The 17,815-nt window shown below is 65.2% G+C and carries 16 protein-coding genes and 1 riboswitch; of the genes, 13 read left to right on the forward strand and 3 right to left on the reverse strand.

Annotated elements, in window-relative coordinates:
* The first annotated feature begins 60 nt into the window (after nt 1-60).
* A riboswitch (Fluoride riboswitch) is annotated at nt 61-123 on the forward strand.
* Between the two features lie 64 nt (nt 124-187).
* The 8 genes from crcB to N0B71_RS14100 all read left to right on the forward strand — a co-directional run bounded on the left by crcB (nt 188) and on the right by N0B71_RS14100 (nt 7,174).
* A complete protein-coding gene (gene crcB, locus N0B71_RS14065) occupies nt 188-571 on the forward strand; it encodes a fluoride efflux transporter CrcB (protein ID WP_259759426.1) in 384 nt (127 codons plus the stop codon).
* 134 nt (nt 572-705) lie between these two features.
* Nucleotides 706-1,389 carry a response regulator transcription factor gene (locus tag N0B71_RS14070; RefSeq protein ID WP_081517514.1) on the forward strand — a complete coding sequence of 228 codons (684 nt, stop codon included), beginning with the start codon at nt 706-708 and terminating at the stop codon, nt 1,387-1,389.
* A complete protein-coding gene (locus N0B71_RS14075) occupies nt 1,379-2,653 on the forward strand; it encodes a sensor histidine kinase (protein ID WP_259759427.1) in 1,275 nt (424 codons plus the stop codon). The genes N0B71_RS14070 and N0B71_RS14075 overlap by 11 nt, the downstream gene beginning before the upstream one ends.
* A gap of 82 nt (nt 2,654-2,735) precedes the next feature.
* Nucleotides 2,736-3,407 (forward strand): class I SAM-dependent methyltransferase, encoded by a 672-nt coding sequence (locus N0B71_RS14080; RefSeq protein ID WP_259759428.1) that lies wholly within the window; start codon nt 2,736-2,738, stop codon nt 3,405-3,407.
* Between the two features lie 3 nt (nt 3,408-3,410).
* The gene (locus N0B71_RS14085) at nt 3,411-4,115 is read left to right on the forward strand and encodes a lipopolysaccharide kinase InaA family protein (RefSeq protein WP_259759429.1); all 705 of its coding nucleotides are present in this window, start codon (nt 3,411-3,413) and stop codon (nt 4,113-4,115) included.
* Nucleotides 4,112-4,336 (forward strand): hypothetical protein, encoded by a 225-nt coding sequence (locus N0B71_RS14090; RefSeq protein ID WP_259759430.1) that lies wholly within the window; start codon nt 4,112-4,114, stop codon nt 4,334-4,336. The genes N0B71_RS14085 and N0B71_RS14090 overlap by 4 nt, the downstream gene beginning before the upstream one ends.
* A 90-nt stretch (nt 4,337-4,426) precedes the next feature.
* Entirely contained in the window at nt 4,427-5,626 is a 1,200-nt protein-coding gene (pncB, locus tag N0B71_RS14095) for a nicotinate phosphoribosyltransferase (protein ID WP_259759431.1), read from the forward strand.
* A gap of 78 nt (nt 5,627-5,704) precedes the next feature.
* Nucleotides 5,705-7,174: a DUF853 domain-containing protein gene (locus tag N0B71_RS14100; protein WP_259759432.1), complete on the forward strand. Its 1,470-nt coding sequence runs from the start codon at nt 5,705-5,707 to the stop codon at nt 7,172-7,174.
* A 163-nt stretch (nt 7,175-7,337) separates the two neighbouring features.
* Here the strand turns inward: N0B71_RS14100 and N0B71_RS14105 are convergent, their stop codons facing one another.
* The 3 genes from N0B71_RS14105 to N0B71_RS14115 all read right to left on the reverse strand — a co-directional run bounded on the left by N0B71_RS14105 (nt 7,338) and on the right by N0B71_RS14115 (nt 11,882).
* Nucleotides 7,338-9,227, reverse strand: a complete 1,890-nt coding sequence (locus N0B71_RS14105; protein ID WP_259759433.1) for a methyl-accepting chemotaxis protein — start codon at nt 9,225-9,227, stop codon at nt 7,338-7,340.
* 405 nt (nt 9,228-9,632) lie between these two features.
* Nucleotides 9,633-11,528 (reverse strand): methyl-accepting chemotaxis protein, encoded by a 1,896-nt coding sequence (locus N0B71_RS14110; RefSeq protein WP_259759434.1) that lies wholly within the window; start codon nt 11,526-11,528, stop codon nt 9,633-9,635.
* A gap of 159 nt (nt 11,529-11,687) precedes the next feature.
* A complete protein-coding gene (locus N0B71_RS14115; RefSeq protein WP_259759565.1) occupies nt 11,688-11,882 on the reverse strand; it encodes a Flp family type IVb pilin in 195 nt (64 codons plus the stop codon).
* A gap of 376 nt (nt 11,883-12,258) precedes the next feature.
* Between N0B71_RS14115 and cpaB the strand changes: the two genes are divergently transcribed.
* The 5 genes from cpaB (at nt 12,259) to N0B71_RS14140 (ending at nt 17,805) form a co-directional block, all read left to right on the forward strand.
* Nucleotides 12,259-13,179, forward strand: coding sequence for a Flp pilus assembly protein CpaB (gene cpaB, locus N0B71_RS14120; protein ID WP_259759435.1), 921 nt, complete (start codon nt 12,259-12,261; stop codon nt 13,177-13,179).
* A 15-nt stretch (nt 13,180-13,194) separates the two neighbouring features.
* A complete protein-coding gene (locus N0B71_RS14125; protein WP_259759436.1) occupies nt 13,195-14,427 on the forward strand; it encodes a type II and III secretion system protein family protein in 1,233 nt (410 codons plus the stop codon).
* 65 nt (nt 14,428-14,492) lie between these two features.
* Complete coding sequence (gene tadZ, locus N0B71_RS14130) at nt 14,493-15,677, forward strand: type 4b pilus Flp biogenesis protein TadZ (protein WP_259759437.1); 1,185 nt, start codon at nt 14,493-14,495, stop codon at nt 15,675-15,677.
* On the forward strand, nt 15,674-16,921 hold the full coding sequence (gene tadA, locus N0B71_RS14135; protein WP_259759438.1) for a type 4b pilus Flp biogenesis ATPase TadA: 1,248 nt from the start codon (nt 15,674-15,676) through the stop codon (nt 16,919-16,921). The genes tadZ and tadA overlap by 4 nt, the downstream gene beginning before the upstream one ends.
* Nucleotides 16,918-17,805, forward strand: a complete 888-nt coding sequence (locus N0B71_RS14140; RefSeq protein ID WP_259759439.1) for a type II secretion system F family protein — start codon at nt 16,918-16,920, stop codon at nt 17,803-17,805. The genes tadA and N0B71_RS14140 overlap by 4 nt, the downstream gene beginning before the upstream one ends.
* The last annotated feature ends 10 nt before the right edge of the window (nt 17,806-17,815 follow it).

Genomic DNA, 17,815 nt, shown 5'->3' on the forward strand with positions numbered 1-17,815 from the left:
TGCTGTACGAAAAAGCCCCGCCTAGGCGGGGCTTTTTCATGGGCGGCGGATATGCCAGACTGCGCCGCAGGAGATGGCATTCCTCCTTCAACCGCCCTCGTGGCTGATGATGCCTACGCATTGACCTGGAAAGGCGCGTAGGCGCATGCCTGCAGCCTGTCCAAGCCACCTTCCCCAGGACAGGACCATGTGGAAATCCATTCTCGCCGTCTCCCTCGGAGCCGCCCTCGGTGCACTGCTGCGCTGGGTACTCGGGCTCAAGCTTAACACCCTCCTGCCATCCATGCCGCCGGGCACGGTGGTCGCCAACCTGGTCGGCGGCTACATCATCGGCGCGGCCATCGCCTTCTTCGCCAACTCGCCTGGCCTGGCGCCAGAATGGCGGTTGCTGATCATCACCGGCTTCTGTGGCGGCCTCACCACCTTCTCGACCTTCTCCGCGGAAGTCGTCGTGCTGCTGCAGCAGGGGCGGCTCGCCTGGGCGATGGGCACCATCGCCACGCATCTGGCCGGCTCCCTGCTGATGACCCTGGCCGGGCTCTGGTCGGTGCAGACGTTGATGGGGCGCTAGGTCTGGAGATTTCGCAAAGCGAGACGTGGTACAGCGGTGAAGGATTCACCGGAGGAATGTGAAAATTCCGTCAAAGGCGCTTAAGTTCCATTTAAGCTGGTTAGGCTACTGTGCACTGCGTTCGAGGAGAGCCTATGCGCATTCTTTTGGTTGAAGACAATCGGGACATCCTGGCCAACATGGCCGACTACCTGGGGCTCAAGGGCTACACGGTGGACTGCGCCCAGGACGGCCTGTCCGGATTGCACCTGGCGGCGACGTCGCACTACGACCTGATCGTACTGGACGTGATGCTGCCCGGGCTGGACGGTTTCACCCTGTGCCGCCGCCTGCGCGAAGACGCGCGCCGCGACACCCCGGTGATCATGCTCACCGCCCGCGATCAGCTGGATGACCGCCTGCAAGGCTTCCGCTCCGGCGCCGACGATTACCTGCTCAAACCCTTCGCCCTGTCCGAGCTGGCCGCCCGCATCGAAGCCGTGCTGCGCCGCAGCCAGGGCGGCGGGCGCCGCGAGCTGCAGGTCGCCGACCTGAGCTACAACCTCGATACCCTCGAAGTGAACCGCGCCGGCAAACCCCTCAAGCTCAACCCCATCGGCCTCAAGCTGCTGGCCGTGCTGATGCAGAAGAGCCCGCACGTGGTGCGCCGCGACGTGCTCGAAGAAGCCGTATGGGGCGACGATTGCCCCGACAGCGACAGCCTGCGCAGCCACGTGCACCAGTTGCGCCAGGTGATCGACAAACCCTTCGCATCCTCCCTGCTGCACACGGTGCATGGCGTCGGCTACAAGCTGGCGGAGGAAGCGCATGGAGTATAAGCAGAGCCTTTCCCGACGGATTGTCTTTGCCTTCGTACTCATGACCGCCGCCGTTGGTGGCCTGTTTTCGGTGGGAATCGTCGGCGTCGTCCACATCGTCGAGGAGCGCCTGATCTCCCGCGACCTGGGCGGCGAGCTGGACCGCATCATCAATGAGGACCTGGGCAACGGCCAGGCACCCAAGCTCGACCCGGGCATGCGCTTCTTCATCAGTGATGGCGTCGGCGTCTACGCCATGCCGCCGGCGCTGCGCCGGCTGGATGCCGGGTTCCATGAAGTGTTCGACGGCGAGCTGTCGTTCCACGCACTGACGCGGGACATCGACGGTCGCCGTTTCGTCCTGCTGCAGGACCAGAGCGATTTCGAGGCCCGCGAGCAGATTCTGTATGCCGCCGTGGTCACGGGTTACGTGCTCAGCCTGGCCTTGTCCGGGCTGCTCGGCTGGCTGCTGGCGCGCAAGGTCATGGAGCCGGTGTCGCGTCTGGCGCGGCAGGTTCGCCACCGCGACCAGCTGCTGGAACTGGCGCCGCCCATGTCCCCGGACTACGCCAATGACGAAGTGGGTGAGCTGGCGGCCGCCTTCGATTACGCCATGGGGCGGCTGCATGACGTGCTGACCCGGGAAAAGCTGTTTACCAGCGACGTCAGCCATGAGCTGCGCACGCCGCTGATGGTGATCGCCACCAGCTGCGAATTGCTGGCGGAGGAACCGGGGCTCAGCGCCCGCGCCCGCGCCCAATTGGCGCGGATGAGCGGCGCCTGCGAGGAAATGCGCGATCTGGTGCAGACCTTCCTGATGCTGGCGCGGGCCCAGCGCAAGGACATGGCCATCGTGCCCCAGGCGGGGTTACGGCAGATCGGTGACGAGCTGGTGGCGCAGTGGCGGGGACCGATCGAGGCGAAAGGCCTGACGTTGGAATACGACGCGAAACAGGAGATGCCCGGACAATTCAACGGGCCTTTCCTGCGCTCGGTAATGAGCAATTTATTGCGCAATGCCATGCATTACACCGAAACCGGCAGCATCCGCTTACAACTTGGCCCGAACGGATTCTGGGTCGAAGACACCGGCGCCGGCATCCCCGAAGAGCAGCGCGAGCGCGTCTTCCAACCTTTTGTCCGCGGCCAGAACCCGCGTGGCGAGGGGCTTGGGCTGGGGCTGTCGCTGGTCAAGCGGATCTGCGCCTCCGAAGGCTGGGACGTCACCCTGCGTCCGGTCGAACCCCATGGCTGTCGCTTCGAAGTTCGCCTAGCCGTGGTTTGACGAAATCTTCACAAGTGCATGACCCGGCTGTGACAGGCTGGTTCGTATCGTTCGCCCTGAATTCGGGAAAGGTATTAATCCGATGACTGAAAAATCCGTCGACCTGGAGTTCTCCCAAAAGTACGACCGGCAACACGCAGAGCGTTACCTGCGCAAGCACCAGGCCGGACTCTCCAGGAAACTTTCCCATTGGCGCGATGTCCAGATAGGCCGCCAGGCGCTCAAGCTGGCCGGGCAACCCAACCTGGTACTCGACCTGCCGTGCGGCGCCGGTCGCTTCTGGCCGATGCTGGCGGAAAAGGAGAACCGGGTGATCATCGGGGCGGACAATTCCCCCGACATGATCGCGGTGGCCTGTGCCGGTCAACCGAATGAGGTTGTAAAACGCGTCCGACCTTTGCAGACTTCCGCGTTTGCCATTGACCTTCCGGACAATGCCGTCGACAGCATCTTCTCGATGCGCCTGATGCACCACATCGGCGAATCGGATGACCGTTTGACGATGTTGCGCGAATTTCACCGCGTAACGCGCGATTCGGTGATCCTGTCGATGTGGGTCGATGGCAACTTCAAGTCCTGGAAACGTGCACGCGCCGAGGCAACTCGCAAGAAGCACACCTACCAGAACCGCTTCGTGATTCCTGCCAAGACCATCGAGGCGGAGTTCCGCCAGGCTGGTTTCAAGGTTCAGGATCACATTGATTTCGTCCCGCTTATCCATATGTGGCGGGTCTACATTCTGCGTAAGGAGTGATGGATGGCCGTTGATCTGGCGTCGCTGCAGCAAATTTCCGGTGAGAACGCCATCGACCGTTGGCTCCAGGTGCCCGGCAAGTGGGTGGAAGAACCCAACCGTCGGCGCGGCGGCGAGAGTGGCGTGCAGCGAGTCCTGACCTCCGACGGCCGTATGCTCTATCGCAAGCAGCAGATGGGTCACATCTACCGTGACCTGCTGCACCCGTTCGGTTATCCCACGGCGATCCGCGAGCGCAACGCCCTCAAGGCGGCCGAAGCGCTGGGCGTTAAAGTGCCGACCCTGGTCTATGCCGGCTGCCGCAAGGTGGATGGCGAATGGCAGGCGCTGCTGGTCACCGAATCCCTCGACGGCTTCACCAGCCTGGAAGACTGCTACGCCCGTGGCGACCAGGAAAAGTGGGGCGAAGCCCTGCACCAAAGAATTCTGCAACAATACGGCAGTACCCTGGCAAAACTTAACGCCGGCCGCTGGCAGCACGGCTGCCTGTACCTCAAGCACGTGTTCGTGAAGGTGGACGGCGAGAAGATCGAAGTGGCCCTGATCGACATGGAAAAAGCCCGCCAGCGCTTCAGCGCCCAGCGTGCTGCCCGTCATGATCTTCGCCAGGTAAAACGCCGCTCGTCGTGGACAGAGGCGCAATGGCAGGCCTTTGTCTATGGTTACCAAGCGGCGTTTGGCAGCGCCATCAAAGGGTTGCAGACATGAAGTTAGAAATTACGCGAGGTTTGCTCCTCATCGGCGCGCTCGGGGTGGCGACCCTGGCGGCGGCGGCCTGGCATGAGCCTGGGCCTTCGGTCATTTCCGGAAAAGGCGGCCTGGACAGCTGCCCGATGCCGCCCAACCAGCGCGCCAAGCAACAGGACCTGCGTCCGGATGACGACCTGCTGCTGTTCCTCTTCGGAATGTCGCAGAGCAAGGCCCGCTGATTTCTGTTTCAACTCCAAAACCCCGCCTCGGCGGGGTTTTTTGTGGGCGACGGGTTAGACTGCCGATTCGAAGCCTGCAAAGAGACAAGCATGAGCGACAGCGCATTTTCCCGGCGGATCGTGCAGAACCTGCTGGATACCGATTTCTACAAGCTGAGCATGATGCAGGCGGTGCTGCACAACTACCCCAACGCGGAAGTGGAATGGGAGTTCCGCTGCCGCAACGAGGAAGACCTGCGCGCCTACCTGGACCCGCTGCGTGAGCAGATCGAGCGCCTGGCGGAGCTGTCCTTCGCACCGCAGGACCTGGCGTTCCTGGAACGCATTCCGTTCTTCAAGCCGGACTTCATCCGCTTCCTCGGCCTGTTCCGCTTCAATCCCTGCTACGTGCAACTGGGCGTGGAGGACGACGAACTGTTCCTGCGTCTCAAAGGCCCGTGGTTGCACGTGATTCTCTTCGAGGTGCCGCTGCTGGCGAGCATCAGCGAAGTGCGCAACCGCCACCGCCATCCGGGCACGACGCTGACGATGGTTCGCGAACGCCTGCAGGAGAAGTTCGACTGGCTGCGCCAGGAGGCCAGCGCCGAGGAACTGGCCGGCTTCAAGATGGCCGATTTCGGCACCCGCCGGCGCTTCTCCTATCCGGTACAGGAAGCGGTGGTGCGCGACCTGCGCGATGGCTTCCCCGGGCATTTCGTCGGCACCAGCAACGTGCACCTGGCCCGCGAACTGGGAGTGAAGCCGCTGGGCACCATGGCCCACGAGTGGCTGATGGCGCACCAGCAGCTCGGGCCGCGGCTGATCGACAGCCAGGCCGCCGCCCTGGACGCCTGGGTTCGCGAATACCGCGGCCAGTTGGGCATCGCCCTGACCGACTGCATCACCATGGACGCCTTCCTGGCCGACTTCGACCTGTATTTCGCCAAGCTCTTCGATGGCTTGCGCCATGACTCGGGAGACCCGCTGGAATGGGCGGAAAAGGCCATCGGGCACTACGAGCGCCTGGGCATCGACCCGCGGACCAAGACGCTGGTGTTCTCCGACGGTCTCAACCTGCCGCGCGCGCTGGAAATCTATCGCGCGCTGCGCGAGCGCATCGACGTCAGCTTCGGCATCGGCACCCACTTCACCTGCGATGTGCCGGGCGTGCAGCCGATGAACATCGTGCTGAAGATGACCGCCTGCAACGGTCACCCGGTGGCGAAGATTTCCGACGCGCCGGGCAAGACGCAATGCAAGGACGAGAACTTCCTGCACTACCTCAAGCACGTGTTCAAAGTACCGGGTTAGCGGATTGCGCAGCGCAGCGGGACGCGCCACTCTAACGCGATGCGCGCATCGCGACAGGCCACCGAAGGGGAATCACGGATGTCAGCCACGAACGAACTCATCATTGGCGCAGGGCCCGACGGCCAGCCGGTCGGCCAGCCCTGGAAGCTCGCCAACCGCCACGGCCTGATCGCCGGCGCCACCGGCACCGGCAAGACGGTGACCCTGCAACACCTGGCCGAGTCCTTCAGCGACGCCGGCATCGCGGTGTTCGCCGCAGACATCAAGGGCGACCTGTGCGGCATCGCCGCCGCCGGCAACCCGCAGGGCAAGGTGGCCGAGCGGATCGCCAGCATGCCCTGGCTGAACCACACGCCCAAGGCCTACCCGGTGAGCATCTGGGACGTCGCCGGCAAGACCGGCCACCCGCTGCGCACCACGCTGACGGAGATGGGCCCGCTGCTGCTGTCCAACCTGCTGGAGCTGACCGAGAGCCAGCAGGCGGCGTTGTTCGCCGCGTTCAAGGTGGCCGACCGCGAGGGCCTGCTGCTGCTGGACATGAAGGACCTCAAGGCGCTGCTCAACCACTTCAAGGACCATCCGGACATCCTCGGCGAGGACCGTGCGCTGTTCACCGCCGCGTCCTCCCAGGCCCTGCTGCGGCGCCTGGCGCTGCTGGAACAGCAAGGCGCGGACGACTTCTTCGGCGAGCCGGCGCTGCAACTGGAAGACCTGCTGCGCCCCGAGGCCGACGGCCGTGGCCGCATCCACCTGCTCGATGCCAGCAAGCTGGTGCACGACGCGCCGAAGGTCTACGCGACCTTCCTGCTCTGGCTGCTGGCCGAACTGTTCGAGCAACTGCCTGAGCGCGGTGACGCGGACAAGCCCATCCTCGCGCTGTTCTTCGACGAAGCGCACCTGATGTTCAACGGAACGCCCAAGGCCCTGCAGGATCGCCTGGAGCAGGTGGTGCGGCTGATCCGTTCCAAGGGCGTGGGGGTCTATTTCGTCACCCAGTCGCCCAGCGACCTGCCCGACGACGTACTGGCGCAGCTGGGCCTGCGCATCCAGCACGGCCTGCGCGCCTTCACCGCCAAGGAGCAGAAGTCCCTGCGCGCGGTGGCCGATGGTTTCCGCCCCAACCCGGCGTTCGATACGCTCAAGGTGCTCACCGAACTGGGCATCGGCGAAGCGCTGGTCGGCACGCTGGAAGAGAAGGGCACGCCGGCGATGGTCCAGCGCGTGGCGGTCGCGCCGCCGCAGTCGCGTATCGGCCCGCTGACCGATGCCGAGCGTGCCGACGTGATCCGCCGTTCGCCGTTGGCCGGCCGCTACGACCAGCCGATCGATCGCGAGTCCGCCTACGAGAAGCTGACCGGCCGCGCGGACGACAAGATGGTGCCAACCGAGCAGAAAGGAACCGATTTCGGCGGCATCGCCGGCGAGATTCTCGGCTCCCTGGCCAGCCAGGTGAGCAAGACCGTGGTGCGCCAGGCTGCCAACCAGATCGGCCGCGAGCTGGTGCGTGGGCTGATGGGAGCGCTGCTGGGCGGCAGCAAGCGGCGCTGAGGTTGGCATCGGTGGATAACCCGTTCCGGGTTATGCGCCGGTTTCCCCTGTAGGAGCGGGCCATGCCCGCGATCGCGAGCGTGGCTCGATCCTACAGGGGGCTGCGGCTTTGCTCGCAAACAAAAAAGGCGCCCGAAGGCGCCTTTTTTCATGCCTGCCGCGATCAGATGCGGAAGCTGTCCACCAGTTGGCGCAGGCGGCCGGCCTGGTTCTCCAGGTCGGCGCAGGCGCGCAGGGTGGCTTGCAGGTTCTCCACGCCTTCCTGGTTCAGTGTGTTGATCTCGGTGATGTCCATGTTCAGCGAGTCGACCACGGCGGTCTGCTCCTCGGTGGCGGTCGCCACCGACTGGTTCATCGAGTCGATCTCACCGATGCGGTGGGTGACGCTGGCCAGACGTTCGCCGGCGCGGTTGGCGATTTCCACGCTCTCCAGGCTGTAGCGCTGGCTTTCGGTCATGGTGTCCACGGCTTCGCGGGCGCCGATCTGCAATTCCTCGATCATCTTCTGGATCTGCTGGGCCGACTCCTGGGCGCGGTGCGCCAGGTTGCGCACCTCGTCCGCCACCACGGCGAAGCCACGGCCCGCTTCACCGGCGCGGGCGGCCTCGATGGCGGCGTTCAGGGCCAGCAGGTTGGTCTGCTCGGAAATGCCCTTGATGACTTCCAGGATCTGCCCGATGTTCACCGTGCGGCTGTTCAGCGCTTCGATGTTGGCGCAGGCCGAGCTGATCTTGTCCGACAGCAGGTTCATCGCGCTGATGGTCTGCTCCACCACCTGGCGCCCGTCGCCGGCCTGGTGCGAGGCATCGGTGGCGTGGTGCGAGGCGTCGGCGGCGTTGCGGGCGATCTCCTGGGCGGCGGCGCCGAGTTCGTTGATCGCCGCGGCCACGCTGTTGGTGCGGTTGGCCTGCTCGTCGGAGTTGCTCATGGACGAGTTGGAGGCGTTCACCACCAGCTGCGAAACGTCGTGCAGCTGGCGCGCGGTGGAAGCGACTTCGCGGATGGATTCATGGATACGTTCGACGAAGCGGTTGAAGGCATTGCCCAGCACGCCGAATTCGTCGTTGCTGGCGACCTTCAGGCGCTTGGTCAGGTCGCCTTCGCCCTGGGCGATGTCTTCCATGGCGCGGCCCATGGTGGTCAGCGGCTGCATCAGCACGCGGATCAGCATGCCCAGCAGGAGCAGGATGGCGACGATGGCGATCGCCGCGGCGACGATGGCCGAGGCGCGGAACTTGCTCAGCATGGAGTAGGCCGCGTCCTTGTCGATGGACAGGCCGATGTACCAGTTCACCGACGGCAGGCCCTTCACCTGGGTGAAGCTGAGGATACGCGTCTTGCCATTGAGCTCGGCCTCGCTGAAGCCGCCGCCGATCTTGGGCGTGTTCTGCGGGTAGACGTCCGCGAGGGTCTTCATGATCAGGTTCTTGTCCGGGTGGACGAGGATCTTGCCGTCGCCGCTGACCAGGAAGGCGTAGCCCATGCCGTTGAAGTCGAGCGAGTTGATGATCTGCACCAGGGTCTGCAGGCCAAGGTCGCCGCCGACCACGCCGAGGGTCTTGCCGCCGGCGCGGGCCGGGGTGGCGACGGTCATGATCAGTTGCTGGGTGGCCGCGTCGATGTAGGGCTCGGTCAGCGTGGTGCCGCCGGCGGCCACGGCATCCTTGTACCAGGGGCGGGTGCGCGGGTCGTAACCGTCAGGCATGGCGCTGTTGGGGCGCATGGTGAAGGTGCCGTCTTCCTGGCCCAGGTAGGCGAAGTTGAAGGTCTTGCGCAGGCTGTCCTGCTCCAGCAGGCCGGTCATGTGCTCGGCGGAGCTGTCGCGAGCCAGGGTCTGGGCGGTGCTTTCGATCAGCAGCAGCCGGCCACTCAGCCAGTTCTGGATGTTGCTGGCGGTGACGTCACCCATCTCCCGCAGGTAGCTCTCCAGGTCCTCGCGGATCGCATTGCGCTGTAAATAGTCGTTGTAGGCGGTGAACAGGGCGAATGCCGAGAAAACCACAAGAGAAGCGGCCAGGAGAATCTTATGGCTGAATTTCAGGCTCTTGATCATGCTGCGTCGAGTCCGGAAGTAAGGGGATGCCTGAGCGGCGTTGGTCCGGGCGACAGATCCGGTGTCGCCGCAGAACGCCCGTTCCCGTGGTGTGAAACGGGCGGCGCCGGCGCGGCGGATAGCCGTGCGGGCGGGGCCGGAACTCCCATGTCCCGGCGGTGACGAGAGGCCCGGTTTGTTGGTTGGTATCAAAGGCCTTCACCCTTGATTTCGGCGCGCCCGAGGGAAGCTTTAGGAAGTCGGACGAACGGTAGGGGTGCCGATGTGGCGGGTGTTCCAGCGGTGTTTGCCGGGGGAGCGGGCCATGCCCGCGATCGCGAGCGTGGCTCGCTCCTACAGAGGGCTGCGGCTTTGCTCGCGAACAAAAAAGGCGCCCGAAGGCGCCTTTTTTCATGCCTGCCGCGATCAGATGCGGAAGCTGTCCACCAGCTGGCGCAGGCGGCCGGCCTGGTTCTCCAGGTCGGCGCAGGCGCGCAGGGTCGCCTGCAGGTTCTCCACGCCCTCCTGGTTCAGCGTGTTGATCTCGGTGATGTCCATGTTCAGCGAGTCGACCACGGCGGTCTGCTCCTCGGTGGCGGTCGCCACCGACTGGTTCATCGAGTCGATCTCGCCGATGCGGTGGGTGACGCTGGCCAGGCGCTCGCCGGCGCGGTTGGCGATCTCCACGCTTTCCAGGCTGTAGCGCTGGCTCTCGGTCATGGTGTCCACGGCTTCGCGGGCGCCGACCTGCAACTCCTCGATCATCTTCTGGATTTCCTGGGCGGACTCCTGGGCGCGGTGCGCCAGGTTGCGCACTTCGTCCGCCACCACGGCGAAGCCACGGCCGGCTTCACCGGCGCGGGCGGCCTCGATGGCGGCGTTCAGGGCCAGCAGGTTGGTCTGCTCGGAGATGCCCTTGATGACTTCCAGGATCTGCCCGATGTTCACCGTGCGGCTGTTCAGCGACTCGATGTTGGCGCAGGCCGAGCTGATCTTGTCCGACAGCAGGTTCATCGCGCTGATGGTCTGCTCCACCACCTGGCGGCCGTCGGCGGACTGGTGGCTGGCATCGGTGGCATGGTGCGAGGCGTCGGCGGCGTTGCGGGCGATTTCCTGGGCGGCGGCGCCCAGTTCGTTGATCGCCGCGGCCACGCTGTTGGTGCGGTTGGCCTGCTCGTCGGAGTTGCTCATCGAGGAGTTGGAGGCGTTGACCACCAGCTGCGAAACGTCGTGCAGCTGGCGCGCGGTGGAAGCGACTTCGCGGATGGATTCATGGATACGCTCGACGAAGCGGTTGAAGGCGTTGGCCAGCACGCCGAATTCATCGTTGCTGGCGACGTTCAGGCGCTTGGTCAGGTCGCCTTCGCCCTGGGCGATGTCCTGCATGGCGCGGCCCATGTCGGTCAGCGGAGCCATCAGCACGCGGATCAGCATGCCCAGCAGGAACAGGATGGCAACGATGGCGATGACCGTGGCGATGATCGCGGTGTTGCGGAAGTCGCTGAGCATGGCGTAGGCGGAGTCCTTGTTGAGCACCAGCGCGACGTACCAGGTCACACCTGGCAGGCCCTTCACCGGCGTCATGGAGACCAGTTGGTCCTCGCCATTGACGCTGACTTCCTGCACGCCCGGCTGCACCTTGGGCGCACCTTGCGGGTAGACCTCGGCGAGGCTCTTGAAGATCAGGCTGCTGTCGGGGTGCAGCAGAATCTTGCCGGCGTCGCTGACCAGGAAGGCGTAGCCGTCGCCGTCGAATTTCAGCGAGTTGATGATCGCGGTGATGGTTTCCAGCTTCATGTCGCCGGCGGCCACGCCGACCAGTTGGCCGTTGCGCATCACCGGCATGGACATGGCGAGAATCTGCTCGTTGGTGCCGGCATCGAGGAAGGGCTCGGTGACGATCAGCCGGCCGGCGGCCACGGCGTCCTTGTACCAGCCGCGGGTGCGCGGGTCGTAGCCGTCGGGCATCGGCGCGTAGGGGCGCATGGTGAACACGCCGCTGGCGGCTTCGCCCAGGTACACCGATTCAAAGTTCTTCTGGAACACCTGCTGCTCCAGCACATGCTGGATGCGCTCGGGCGTCGGCTCGCCATCGGCCAGTTGTGCAGCTTCGGCTTCCACCAGCTGGATGCGGCCTTCCAGCCAGCTCTGGATATTGCTGGCGGTCAGGCTGCCCACCTCGGAGAGGTAGGATTCGGTGTCGGAATGGATTGCCTCGCGCTGGCGGAAATCGTTGAAGACGATGAAACAGGCGAAGGCAAAGGTGACCACCAGGGAGGCGGCCAGGAGAATCTTCCTGGAGAAGGACAGCGAATGAAGCATGGGTAAAGCATCCTGCTGCAAAACGGGTTTGAGCAGGCAGTATCGGCAGGGGAGGGCGAAGCTTTAGAAAAACTTTAGAAAATAAAATAGCTAGTTCCCGCGCCCGGCGCGGGAACTATTTATCCGGAAGTACTGAAGCAATCAGTTCTGGAATATATCTTATTTCGCTTTGGCAACTTCGGTCTTGATGTTGTCCATGATGTTGCCGAGATCGGTTCCGATCAGCGCGGCCGCACTGATAACGACTACCGAGATCAAACCTGCAATTACCGCATATTCAATCGCCGTTGCCCCTTCCTTGTCGGCCATGAATGCCTTGGCCTTGCAATACAGTTTCAGGGACAGGTTTTTTATTGTCAGATCCATCGCGAGAGCTCCCTCGAATACCACCGGGGCGGCGCCCCGACTTCATCGTCAGGCTAGGCGTCGTATGGCCGAATGCAATTGTTCAAATAGCACTAATACCAAAGTAATAGTCATGGCGAAGTAGAACCAACTGAGGATTGGAAATTTAATCCGCGTGGTTGACGCTCTAAACACAGCTACTAGATTCAGCTTTGGAACAAGTAAAAGCTGATTATGAGGAATGGTTATTATCCTAATTCCTAGCCTGGCCGAAACAACAATAAAGGTCTGAAGGACGCGCACTGGCGATGCCGCTGCCGGCACTTCTTACGACAAGGCCGTGGACCCTTGGTCCGCATTCCCGACATTGCCCAAGGATGTGGTCATGAATAGCAAGGTGCTGATGGTATTCGCCGGGCTGTTGCTGGTGTGCGCCGGTGTAGTGGGGTATCTGGGGTTGCAGGTGGGCAAGCCGGCCGCGCCGATTGCCGGTGTGGTGCAGGAGGCGGCGCCCGCCGCGATGGCCGAAGCCGATAAGCTGCAACGTACCGCCGTGGTGGTGGCGGCCCGCGATTTGCCGGCCCTGACGGTGATCGGCAAGGACGACGTCAGCGTGGAGATGCTGCGTACCGCGCCCGCCGGCAGCTTTCCCAAACCAGAGGTGGTCATCGGCCAGCGTGTCTGGGTCGCGGTCCCGGCGGGCAATATTCTCACGTCCGCCATTACCGAACCGGGCGGCCCCCTGGCCCGCACCATCCGCCCGGACGAGCGCGCCATGGCGATCGCTGTCGACGACGTCATCGGCGGTGGCGGCTTCGTACTGCCGGGTGACTATGTCGACGTCATGCTCTTCGTCCAGGACCAGCAGAGCACCGAGCGCAGCCTCAGCGCCCAGGTAGTGCTGCCCGGTGTACGGGTGCTGACCTACGGCGAGCAGATCGCCGTGTCCAGCGATGGCCAGGCGCGCACCGCCGGCGACCCCAAGGACAAGACGCCCAAGCCGCCGCGCACCGCCGTGTTGGCCGTGCCGGCCGAAGCCGCCTCGCGCCTGATGCTGGCCAGCCAGGCCGGCTCTTTGCGCCTGGCCGTGCGCAGCAAGGACGAGAACCTCTACGAGAAGGAGCAGCAGGGCCGCTACCTCCAGGCCTCGCTCGGCAATCCTTCCAGCGCGCCGATCACCCTCGAGCAACTGATCGGCAAGCCGCGCCCGGCAGCGGCTCCCGCCGTCCGCCAGGTTTCCGCCCCGCAGGTCGACGCCGGCGTGGTGGTCTACCGCGGCACCGCCGTCACCCGTGAAGCACATTGAGCAAGGAGTGCATCGATGTCCAAGCGCTTCATCCTGACCCTGGCCGCCTTGCTGGCCTGCGCCGTGCACGCCGCGGCGCAGGCCGTGCCCAGCGCCTGCGCGGGCTTTGCTGACCAGCAACTCAATCTCGACGTGGAGCAGGGCGCCCAGCGCGACCAGCAACTGCCCGTGCCGATCAAGCGCCTGGCCATCGGCGACCCGAACATCGCCGACGTGCAGGTGCTCGACAAGCGCGACTTCCTCGTCACCGGCAAGGCCGAGGGCCTGACCAGCCTGCTGATCTGGACCAGCTGCAGCGACCAGCCGATCCGCACCGTGGTGCGTGTCGGCGCGCGCGCCGTGGGCGATGTGGCCGGAGCGACCGGCGTCGGCGCCGGCAGCCTGCCCAATCAGGTGCAGACCGACATCCGCTTCGTCGAAGTCAGCCGCAGCAAGCTCAAGCAGGCCAGCACCTCGCTGGTGCGGCGCGGCTCCAATACCTTCGTGCTGGGCTCGCCGGGCAGCCTGGGCAACATTTCCGTCGATCCCATTGGCAACCTGGACGGCACCTTCGGCAGTGCCAATGGCGGCTTCAACATCATCTGGGGCGGCGGCAGCAGCAAATGGCTGGGCTTCATCAATGCCCTGGAAGGCAGCGGCTTCGCCTACACCCTGGCGCGTCCGAGCCTGGTGGCGACCAGCGGCCAGAGCGCCTCGTTCCTAGCCGGTGGCGAGTTCCCGATTCCCGTGCCCAACGGCGACAAGGACACCATCACCATCGAGTACAAGGAATTCGGCGTGCGCCTGACCCTGACCCCGACCGTGATGAACGACAAGCGCATCGCCCTGAAGGTCGCCCCGGAAGTCAGCGAGCTGGATTTCTCCAGCGGCATCCGCACCAACGACATCGCCGTGCCCGCGCTGACCGTGCGGCGCACCGACACCAGCGTGATGCTCGCCGACGGCGAAAGCTTCGTGATCAGCGGGTTGATCAGCAGCAGCACCATCAGCAACGTCGACAAGTTCCCCTTCCTGGGCAACATCCCGATCATCGGCGCGCTGTTCCGCTCCTCCAGCCTGGACAAGGACGACCGCGAACTGCTGATGATCGTCACCCCGCACCTGGTGCAGCCGCTGGCCGCCAATGCGGCATTGCCCAAGCTCCCCGGCGAAGGGCTGCGGGAGTATGACCCGGGCTTCGGCGAGTTCTATTTCCTCGAGGACGGCCGCTTCGACAAGCGCAAGGCCAGCAGCGGGATGTCGCACTGATGGAAATCTACGAAGCGCTGACCCGCCCCAGAGCGGGAGGCAAGGCAAAACAAGGGAGCACGGGCATGAGTCAGACTTTCGTCGCGCTGATCCAGCATCCCGGTGAGCAGGAATGGCTGCAGAGCAGCCTGGCCGGCTGTGGGCAGGTGGTACTGGCCAACAGCGGGACCCTGGAAGAGCTGCTGTCGCTGCTCGACGTCACCGGCGCCACGGTGCTCTTCACCAGCCTCAACAAGGCCAACCTGGTGTCCCAGGGCTCGCTGATCGAGGGGCTGGTTTCCGCCCGGCCGCTGCTCTCCGTCGTCGCTGTCGGCGATGGACTGGACAACCAGCTGGTGCTCGCGGCCATGCGCGCCGGCGCGCGGGATTTCGTCACCTACGGCGCCCGTGCCAGCGAATTGAGCGGGCTGGTCCGGCGCCTTGGCGGGCGCCTGCCCACGGTGCCGGTGAGCGCCACCCAGCAGGGTGAACTGATCAGCCTGATCAGCGCCCGGCCGGATGCCGACGGGGCCTTCGTCGCCCTGCACCTGGCCCTGGCGCTGCAACGCCAGGCGGAGCACCGCGTGCTGCTGGTGGACATCGGCCAGCCCACCGGCGAGGCGCTGGCGATCCTCGGCATGGAGCCCTCGTTCACCTTCGCCGATGCCCTGCGCAACCTGCGCCGCCTGGACCAGACGCTGATCGACAGCGCCTTCACCCGTCATGAATCCGGCCTGCGCGTGCTCAGCCTGTCGGACGAGCCGGGCGTGCTGGAGCGCATCACCACCGCCGAGCTGTACCTGCTGCTGGGCAACCTGCGCAGCGCCTTCAGCCACATCCTGATCAACCTCACCGGCGTCGCCGAAGGCGAGCTCAGCGGGCAGTTGCTGATGCAGGCCAACCGCGTGCTGTGGCTAGTGGACCAGAGCGTGCCGTCGTGCAAGAAGGGCCTGGAGCGCCTGCGCCGCCTGCGCGAGCGCTCGCCCGCGCTGCCGCGCATCGAACTGCTGATCGAGCGCTACTGGGCCTCGGTGCCGCCGGATGCGCCGGCGCTGGGCAAGATGTTCGGCCTGGAACTCTTCGGCGTGCTGCCGGCCTCCCCGGAAGCGCGCCTGCGCGCCAAGAACGTCGGCCAGAGCCTGTTCGACCTGGCCCCGCGCGACCCGCTGACGGTGAAGCTGCGTGACCTTGCCGAGGCGCTGGGTGCGGGCGTGGCCGAGAAGCGCGGGCTGCTGCGCTGGATCGGCCGGGCCAGGGCCGCACGTTCATGAGCCAGCACTACGGCGGCGGTCACGGCCGCCATGACCAGGACCTGCAGACGCTGAAGATGCGCCTGCACCGCTACATCATCGACGAGATCGACGAAGACGGCATGAACCTGCTGGAGGGCGCGCGGCCGGCGGTGGCGCAGTACGTCTCCGAGAAGGTCTGCGAATACGCCTCGCGCCGCCAGCTGGCGATTTCCCGTTACGAACTCGACCGCCTCGCCGAAGAGGTGGTGGACGAGCTGACCGGCTTCGGCCCGCTGGAAATCCTCCTGCGCGACCCGGGCATCTCCGAAATCCTGGTCAACGGCCCGGACCGGGTGTTCATCGAGCATGAAGGCCGGCTGTACCAGAGCGACCTGCGCTTCATCGACGACCACCACGTGCAGCGGGTGATCCAGCGCATCCTCGCCCCGCTGGGGCGGCGCCTGGACGAGTCCAGCCCGATGGTGGATGCGCGCCTGCCCGACGGCAGCCGGGTCAACGCGATCATCCCGCCGGTGGCGCTGGACGGGCCGTGCCTGTCGATCCGCAAGTTCAGCAAGGAGCTGCTCAAGAGCGCCGACCTGCTGGCCTACCAGAGCGTCGACGAAGCCATGCTGGCATTTCTCCGCCAGGCGGTGGCGAGCCGCTGCAACATCCTCATCAGCGGCGGCACCGGCACCGGCAAGACGACGCTGCTCAACGTCATGAGCAGCTTCATCGACGAGCGCGAACGCATCGTCACTATCGAAGACACCGCCGAACTGCAACTGGGCCACGACCACGTGGTGCGCCTGGAAACACGCCCGCCCAATGCCGAGGGATTCGGCGAAGTGACCGCCCGCGACCTGATCCGCAACGCCCTGCGTATGCGCCCGGACCGCATCATCCTCGGCGAAATCCGCGGCGTCGAAGTGCTCGACGTGCTGCAGGCGATGAACACTGGCCACGACGGGTCGATGAGCACCGTGCACGCCAACTCGGCGATGGATTCGCTGCTGCGCCTGGAGATGCTGGTGGGCCTCACCGGCCAGCGCGTGCCGGAGCAGACCCTGCGGCAGATGCTCTGTTCGGCGCTGGACATCATCGTGCAGATCACCCGTCTGTCCAACGGCCGCCGTTGCGTCAGCGAGATCATCGAAGTGCTGGAGGTGCGCGACGGCGTCTACGTCACCAACTCGCTGTTCAGCCTCGACCGGCGCGGCACCGGGCAGTTCGTCCGCACCGCCCAGCCGGGCGGGGTGAAATTCCGCCAGGTGCTGCTGTGAGCGGCGCCCTCTGGCTGGTGGTGGCGAGCCTGACGCTGGCGGCCTTCGGGATGCTGCTGGCCGGGATGGGCTGGCGTGCGCGGCACCACGAACTGGTGATGCGCCGGCTGAGCGGGGAGGGGGCAGCCGCCAGTGGTAGCCGCGTCCGCAGCAGCCACTGGCTGGCACGCCGCATGCGCCGTGCCGGCATCGCCGACATGCGCCGCTGGGTGCTGGGCGCGGGGGTGGTGTGCATCCTGCTGGCGCTGTTCGGCCAGCGTCTGGCCGGGCCGGTCGGCGCCCTGTGCGGCATCGGCCTGGGTGTGCTGGGCTTCCATACGCTGCTCAACGTGCTGTACCGGCGACGTCTGCAGAAGATGATCCGGCAGATGCCCAACTTCCTCGACCAGGTGGTGCGCAGCCTGCATTCCGGCCGCACCCTGGGCGATGCCATCACCCAGGCGGTGACCGTCGCCGACGACCCGCTGCGGGAAATCTTCGCGCTGGTGAACAACCACGTGCTGCTGGGCATCAGCCTGCCCGAGGCGCTGCAGGAAGTGGCCGAGCTGTACGACGTGGAGGAGCTGCACGTGCTCTCCCTCGGCGTGGCGGTGAACCACCGTTACGGCGGCAATACCACCGACCTGCTGGAGAACATCATCAAGGTCATCCACGAGCGGGAGAAACTGGGCCGCCAGCTGCGCGCCATGACCGGCGAAACGCGCTTGAGCGCCCTGGTGCTGGCGCTGCTGCCGGTGAGCCTGGGCGCCTACATCCTGTTCAGCAATCCCGGCTACCTGATGAACATGTGGAACGACCATGGTGGCCGCCTGATGCTGCTGACATCCCTGGGGTTGCAGGTGCTGGGGTGCTACACGCTCTGGCGCATGCTCAAGAGCATCTGAGGAGGCCGGC

The sequence above is a fragment of the Pseudomonas sp. GCEP-101 genome (genome assembly GCF_025133575.1).
Classification (GTDB): Bacteria; Pseudomonadota; Gammaproteobacteria; order Pseudomonadales; family Pseudomonadaceae; genus Pseudomonas; species Pseudomonas nitroreducens_B.

Excerpts from the sequence above, each read along its gene's own strand:
- crcB (WP_259759426.1), top strand. The coding sequence starts at position 188 with ATGTGGAAATCCATTCTCGCCGTCTCCCTCGGAGCCGCCCTCGGTGCA.
- N0B71_RS14070 (WP_081517514.1), top strand. The coding sequence starts at position 706 with ATGCGCATTCTTTTGGTTGAAGACAATCGGGACATCCTGGCCAACATG.
- N0B71_RS14075 (WP_259759427.1), top strand. The coding sequence starts at position 1,379 with ATGGAGTATAAGCAGAGCCTTTCCCGACGGATTGTCTTTGCCTTCGTA.
- N0B71_RS14080 (WP_259759428.1), top strand. The coding sequence starts at position 2,736 with ATGACTGAAAAATCCGTCGACCTGGAGTTCTCCCAAAAGTACGACCGG.
- N0B71_RS14085 (WP_259759429.1), top strand. The coding sequence starts at position 3,411 with ATGGCCGTTGATCTGGCGTCGCTGCAGCAAATTTCCGGTGAGAACGCC.
- N0B71_RS14090 (WP_259759430.1), top strand. The coding sequence starts at position 4,112 with ATGAAGTTAGAAATTACGCGAGGTTTGCTCCTCATCGGCGCGCTCGGG.
- pncB (WP_259759431.1), top strand. The coding sequence starts at position 4,427 with ATGAGCGACAGCGCATTTTCCCGGCGGATCGTGCAGAACCTGCTGGAT.
- N0B71_RS14100 (WP_259759432.1), top strand. The coding sequence starts at position 5,705 with ATGTCAGCCACGAACGAACTCATCATTGGCGCAGGGCCCGACGGCCAG.
- N0B71_RS14105 (WP_259759433.1), bottom strand. The coding sequence starts at position 9,227 with ATGATCAAGAGCCTGAAATTCAGCCATAAGATTCTCCTGGCCGCTTCT.
- N0B71_RS14110 (WP_259759434.1), bottom strand. The coding sequence starts at position 11,528 with ATGCTTCATTCGCTGTCCTTCTCCAGGAAGATTCTCCTGGCCGCCTCC.
- cpaB (WP_259759435.1), top strand. The coding sequence starts at position 12,259 with ATGAATAGCAAGGTGCTGATGGTATTCGCCGGGCTGTTGCTGGTGTGC.
- N0B71_RS14125 (WP_259759436.1), top strand. The coding sequence starts at position 13,195 with ATGTCCAAGCGCTTCATCCTGACCCTGGCCGCCTTGCTGGCCTGCGCC.
- tadZ (WP_259759437.1), top strand. The coding sequence starts at position 14,493 with ATGAGTCAGACTTTCGTCGCGCTGATCCAGCATCCCGGTGAGCAGGAA.
- tadA (WP_259759438.1), top strand. The coding sequence starts at position 15,674 with ATGAGCCAGCACTACGGCGGCGGTCACGGCCGCCATGACCAGGACCTG.